Source organism: Streptomyces viridochromogenes DSM 40736 (genome assembly GCF_000158955.1).
In the GTDB taxonomy this organism is placed as follows: Bacteria; Actinomycetota; Actinomycetes; order Streptomycetales; family Streptomycetaceae; genus Streptomyces; species Streptomyces venetus.
Genome location: NZ_GG657757.1, coordinates 4,443,990 through 4,449,189, shown reverse-complemented (window position 1 = coordinate 4,449,189; position 5,200 = coordinate 4,443,990). Strand labels below are relative to the sequence as shown.

Below are 5,200 nucleotides of genomic sequence, written 5' to 3'. Positions count from 1 at the left end.
GGGCGAGGGCAGCCCGGCGAAGACACCCCCGCCGCTGTGCTCGACCAGCGAGGTCTTGCCGTGCAGCAGCTCAGGCGCCCGGTCCACCACACCGCCGTACGCCACCTGCATCGACTGCATGCCTAGGCAGACCCCGAAGACCGGAACGCCGGTGCCGGCGCAGTGCCGGACCATGTCGACGCAGACCCCCGCCTCCTCCGGCGTGCCAGGGCCCGGCGAGAGCAGGACACCGTCGAAGCCGTCCTGGGCGTGCGCCGTCGACACCTCGTCGTTACGCAGGACCTCGCACTCGGCCCCCAGCTGGTACAGGTACTGGACCAGGTTGAAGACGAAGCTGTCGTAGTTGTCGACAACGAGAATGCGCGCGCTCACTGGTTGTCCACCGTCACATCGTTGAAGGGCAGCAGCGGTTCCGCCCACGGGAACACGTACTGGAAAAGGACGTAGACCACGGCCACGACCAGGACGAGTGAGATCAACGCCCTCACCCACGTGTTCCCCGGCAGATGCCGCCAGATCCAGCCGTACATGCCGTCCCTTCCGTCGTACCACGGCACCAGACCCACGCCGTACAGCCACCAGACTAACGGCGCAACGCCTCAGGTTTCCCGGCCTCCACAGGCTGTGTGGAGTCCAGGTGCGCCCAGACGATCAGCCGATGACTGTGCCCCCATTCCGGTTCGCACGTGGTCAGCGTCAGGTAGCGGCCCGAACCCGTGTACCCGGATGTACGTGGGACAGGGTCGATCACCTCGACGTCCGTCGGCACTGTTTTGTACGGGCCTTTGTCGATCCGATACGTGAACCAGGTCGTGCCGTCGGTCAGCACCACGGCATCACCCCGCCGGAGCTCGGGAAAGTCCTTGAAGGGATCGCCATAGGTACGCCGATGGCCGGCGACCGCGAAGTTCCCCTTCCGGCCGAGCTGCGCGGTCTCCGCGTAGTGCCCGAGACCCTTCTTCAGGACGCCGGTGCCGGTGCCTTCCAAAACCGGCTTGTTCCACGTGAAACCAAGACGCGGGATGTACATGATCGCGAAGGGCCTGCCCTCGGCATACGGAGCCGGTTTCGCAGGGCTGGCAGAGCTCGCAGGGTTCGAAGGGCTCGCAGGCGAGGAACCGGTCGTCGTAGGACGCTCGCCCGACTTCGACCACTGCTCCTGGAGCTGATCGATCTGGTCGTCCATGACGTCCTCGGCACGCACACCCGTCCAGAACAGCACGTAGACGACGAACAACACGATCAGGCTGCCTACCGTGACACACAGCTCGCTGACGGTCCTGACGATCACGCGCACCGGCAGCTCCCCCGGCTTGGCTACTGCTCCACGGGCTTCGCGTAGTGCAGATCCACTGTGCCCGAGTAGCCGGGCAGAGTCACCGGGCCGTTCTCCTCGACTTTCCAGCCCAGCCCGTAGACATTGACGTAGACCATGTAGTTCTGGATCGCCGGAGAGGCCGCGAGCGCCTTCTGGAGCTTGTCCGTGTCACCGACCGCCGTGATCTTGTACGGCGGTGAGTAGACACGGCCCTGGAGGATCAGCGTGTTACCCACACAGCGCACCGCGCTGGTGGAGATCAGCCGCTGGTCCATGACCTTGATGCCCTTGGCACCGCCCTGCCACAGCGCGTTCACCACGGCCTGGAGATCCTGCTGGTGGATGACCAGGTAGTCGGGCTGCGGCTCCGGATACCCCGGGAGCTTGGCCGTCGCGTCCGGCGGAGCGTCGTTGAGCGTGACCGTGAGCCCCTTGCCGCTGAGCCGCTGCGTGCCCGCCCGCTTCTCCAGGGCGGCGAGCTTCTCGTCCTCCGCCTTGGTGCTGCCGTCGTCACGCTCGGCCAGCGCCTCTATCTCCTTGCGCAGGGTGCCGTTGGTCTCGTCCAGCGCACCGTTGCCCCGGCTGCGCTCGTGGATGAGATCGGACAGCTTCAGCAGCGAGGTGTCCGTGCGGATGTTGGTGCCCTTGGCGGTGTCGAAGCTGGTGAAGAAGATGAGCCCCGCGAGAGCGAAGACGGCCGCCGTGAGGATCCGCACAGGCCGGAAACGACGCGCGCGCTCAGGGCTGGAACCCGTCCCGGGGGAGTCGGCAGAATTGCTCAACGTACCCTTATCTCCTTCGGCGCCGCGGAAGCACTACGCTAACGGACGCCCGGGGGAGCACTCGGAGTCCCCTACGCCACCCCGAGCCCGACCCAGTTCCCTGCGCGGCCACGCAGCGCATCGACAGGAGAGACCCTCGTGCCGAAGTCACGTATCCGCAAGAAGGCCGACTACACGCCGCCGCCCGCGAAGCAGGCGACCGCCATCAAGCTGAACAGCCGTGCCTGGGTCGCCCCCGTCATGCTGGCCATGTTCCTCGTGGGCCTGGCCTGGATCGTCGTCTTCTACGTCACCGACGGCTCACTGCCCATCGACTCGCTGGGCAACTGGAACATCGTGGTGGGCTTCGGCTTCATCGCCGCCGGATTCGGTGTCTCGACCCAGTGGAAGTAGCGGTCACCGAAAGGTGAACACAGCTCTGCCCAGGGCTGTTCGCTGAGTTATCCACAGCAGTTATCCACAGGTGGAAAAGAAAGACGATCTGTGGATAACTCGTTGGAGGTTGACGCCGGTATGACGGAAGTACCGGCAGTCGAAAACCCGTTCGCCCCCTGTCTGACCTGCGGAAACGCGGGTCGGTTACAGGGGGCACATGTGTTCCCGCACCGTGTGCACAAGATCCGACACCCGCTGTGGACAACGTTCGCGCTCAGCTGAGCTGGGCTGTCCTCAACAGGGTCACCAGGACGACCACGCCCAGCATCAGCGCACAGGTGCCGTACTGGATCAGGGCGCGTCGCTCGCGCGGTGCGTGGACCATGGCGTATCCGATGACGACTCCGGCGACGAGGCCGCCGATGTGGGCCTGCCACGAGATGTTGAAGCCCGGGCTGAAGGTGAAGATCAGGTTGATCGCCAGCAGCGCGATGATCGGCCGCATGTCGTAGTTGAGCCGGCGCATCAGCACGGCCGTGGCGCCGAACAGGCCGAAGATCGCGCCGGAGGCACCCAGGGTGGCCGTGTTCGGGGAGGCCAGCAGATAGGCCAGGGCGCTGCCCGCGAGTCCTGAGACGAGGTAGAGCGCGAGGTAGCGGACGCGGCCGAGTGCCGCTTCGAGCGGGCCGCCGAGCCACCACAGGCTGAGCATGTTGAACGCGATGTGCCAGATCTCCTGGTGGGTGAACATCGAGGTCACCATGCGGTACCACTCGCCTCCCGCCACGCCCTGGGTGGGCGCGTAGGGTGCCGGCGGCCAGGCGCCGAGCAGGACGAGGTCGGTCAGCAGCGACTCGTGGACCTTGACGGCGATGAACACCGCGAGGTTGATGCCGATGAGGATCTTGGTCAGCAGGCGGGGGTCGGCCGCGATGCTGCCGCCCGCGAGGGTGCGGGGCATGGCGGCCGTGGGCGCGTGCCCTGTGCCGGAGCCGGTGCGGACGCACTCGGGGCAGTGGAAGCCGACGGAGGCGTTGACCATGCACTCGGGGCAGATCGGGCGTTCGCAGCGGGTGCAGCGGATGCCTGTCTCGCGGTCCGGGTGGCGGTAGCACATGGGGACGCTGTGGGCGTCCTGCGAGCTGCCCGCAGCCTGGTCGTCCATGAGATCCCCTGGGTCGTTGGTGGAGAAAAGCCGGCCCCGCCCTTCCTTACGGATGAGCGGGGCGATTGGTTCCCTATGGGAGCCTTCGCGCTCAGCGGGTCTCGATGACGACCGACTCGATGACCACGTCGTTGAGCGGGCGGTCGGTGCGCGGGTTCGTCTGGATCGTGGCGATGGTGTCCACGACCTTCTGGCTGCCCGCGTCGGTGACCTCGCCGAAGATGGTGTGCTTGCGGTTCAGCCATGCCGTCGGGGAGACGGTGATGAAGAACTGCGAGCCGTTGGTGCCCGGGCCGGCGTTGGCCATCGCCAGCAGGTAGGGCTTGTCGAAGCGGAGGTCCGGGTGGAACTCGTCCTCGAACTGGTAGCCGGGGCCGCCGGTGCCGTTGCTCTTTTGGGTCCCCGCCCTGGATCATGTTTTCCACTGATCACCCGGTGGAAGACCGTGCCGTCGTAGAGCTTGTCCGTGGACTTCTGGCCCGTCTCCGGGTGGGTCCACTCCCGCTCGCCCTGGGCGAGCTCGACGAAGTTCTTGACCGTCTTGGGGGCGTGGTTCGGCAGCAGCCGGACCTCGATGTCGCCGTGGTTGGTCTTCAGGGTGGCGTAGAGCTGCTCAGCCACGATCTGCCTTCCGTTGTCTTTCTGTGACTCCCTGATCCTCGCATGGACGGGGCTCCGCGTCGCCCGACCTCGGTTCACCGGGGGGGGGGAAACCGGGCCGGAGGGTTGCGGAAATCCGGTCGTGTCGTCCCGGGCCGGGGGCGCTCGGCGGCGATCCGTGGCATTGTCGACGTCAAGCTCACGTTGCCCCCTATTCATCCGTACTTGTACTCGATCAACGCCATCGGCACCCGTATGCCCGTCTCGCATGGCGCGATGCGTCCGGACAGGCATGATCCGTAAAAGGGTGGAAAGTCGAAATACCGTACGCCACCGAGGAGGAGGAACCCGTGACCCGCATTGACAGCGTGCGCGCCGCGACCGGTTCGGCGAAGGACAGCGTGCTGCACGCCGCGGAAGTGGTGGCGCCCTACGCCGACACGGCCAAGGACAGGGCCGCGCACTACGCACACGAGGCGCGCGTACGGCTGGCGCCCAAGGTGACGCAGGCCGCCGGGCAGGCACGTGTCCAGTACGGCGCCCATGTGCAGCCGTATCTGGATCAGGCCCGCTCGCATGTGCCGCCGAAGGTCGACCAGGCTGCCCATGACGCCGCCGTCCGCACGCGTAAGGCCGCCCGGCAGGCGGCGGAGTACTCCAGGCCGAGGCTAGAGCAGGCGGTGGCCGCGGCCGGACCCGTCACGACCGAGGCCGCGGCGCGGAGCGTGGCCGCGATGGCCGCGCTGCGCGGTCAGGTCTCGTCGAAGGAGATCAAGAAGCTGGTCCGCAAGCACGAACGTTTTGTTCGAAGGCCGGCCGGGCTGTGAAGTCCCTGGTGATTCTGGGCGCGGTCGCGGGCGGTGCCTTCGCCGCCTGGAAGTGGTGGGACAAGCAGGCCAATCCGGACTGGCTGGTGGAGCCGCCCGCCGCGACGGAGGTCCCTGAGTCGGGCCGTCTGTC

The 5,200-nt window shown here is 66.8% G+C and carries 6 protein-coding genes and 2 pseudogenes; 2 read left to right on the top strand and 6 right to left on the bottom strand.

What is annotated here, in order from left to right; genetic code table 11:
• The 4 genes from SSQG_RS19545 to SSQG_RS19530 all read right to left on the bottom strand — a co-directional run.
• Positions 1 to 372: glutamine amidotransferase-related protein (locus tag SSQG_RS19545; RefSeq protein ID WP_039933152.1), on the bottom strand; the 372-nt coding region annotated here is incomplete at its 3' end.
• A complete protein-coding gene (locus SSQG_RS19540) occupies positions 369 to 566 on the bottom strand; it encodes a hypothetical protein (RefSeq protein WP_039933149.1) in 198 nt (65 codons plus the stop codon). The genes SSQG_RS19545 and SSQG_RS19540, both read right to left, overlap by 4 nt.
• 17 nt (positions 567 to 583) lie before the next feature.
• Entirely contained in the window at positions 584 to 1,297 is a 714-nt protein-coding gene (locus SSQG_RS19535; protein ID WP_003991534.1) for a class E sortase, read from the bottom strand.
• A gap of 20 nt (positions 1,298 to 1,317) precedes the next feature.
• Positions 1,318 to 2,100, bottom strand: coding sequence for a DUF881 domain-containing protein (locus tag SSQG_RS19530; protein WP_003991533.1), 783 nt, complete (start codon positions 2,098 to 2,100; stop codon positions 1,318 to 1,320).
• 138 nt (positions 2,101 to 2,238) lie between these two features.
• Between SSQG_RS19530 and crgA the strand changes: the two genes are divergently transcribed.
• Entirely contained in the window at positions 2,239 to 2,493 is a 255-nt protein-coding gene (gene crgA / locus SSQG_RS19525; protein WP_003991532.1) for a cell division protein CrgA, read from the top strand.
• 256 nt (positions 2,494 to 2,749) lie between these two features.
• Here crgA and SSQG_RS19520 read toward each other — a convergent pair whose 3' ends face one another.
• Positions 2,750 to 3,640 carry a rhomboid family intramembrane serine protease gene (locus tag SSQG_RS19520; RefSeq protein WP_003991531.1) on the bottom strand — a complete coding sequence of 297 codons (891 nt, stop codon included), beginning with the start codon at positions 3,638 to 3,640 and terminating at the stop codon, positions 2,750 to 2,752.
• A gap of 91 nt (positions 3,641 to 3,731) precedes the next feature.
• A pseudogene (locus tag SSQG_RS19515) lies at positions 3,732 to 4,459 on the bottom strand (peptidylprolyl isomerase).
• 131 nt (positions 4,460 to 4,590) lie between these two features.
• Between SSQG_RS19515 and SSQG_RS19510 the strand changes: the two are divergent.
• Positions 4,591 to 5,200, top strand: a pseudogene (locus SSQG_RS19510) (DUF5324 family protein); the annotation flags it as partial.

Bases quoted from the DNA above. Each gene is read 5' to 3' on its own strand.
- SSQG_RS19520 (WP_003991531.1), bottom strand. From the start codon at position 3,640: ATGGACGACCAGGCTGCGGGCAGCTCGCAGGACGCCCACAGCGTCCCC.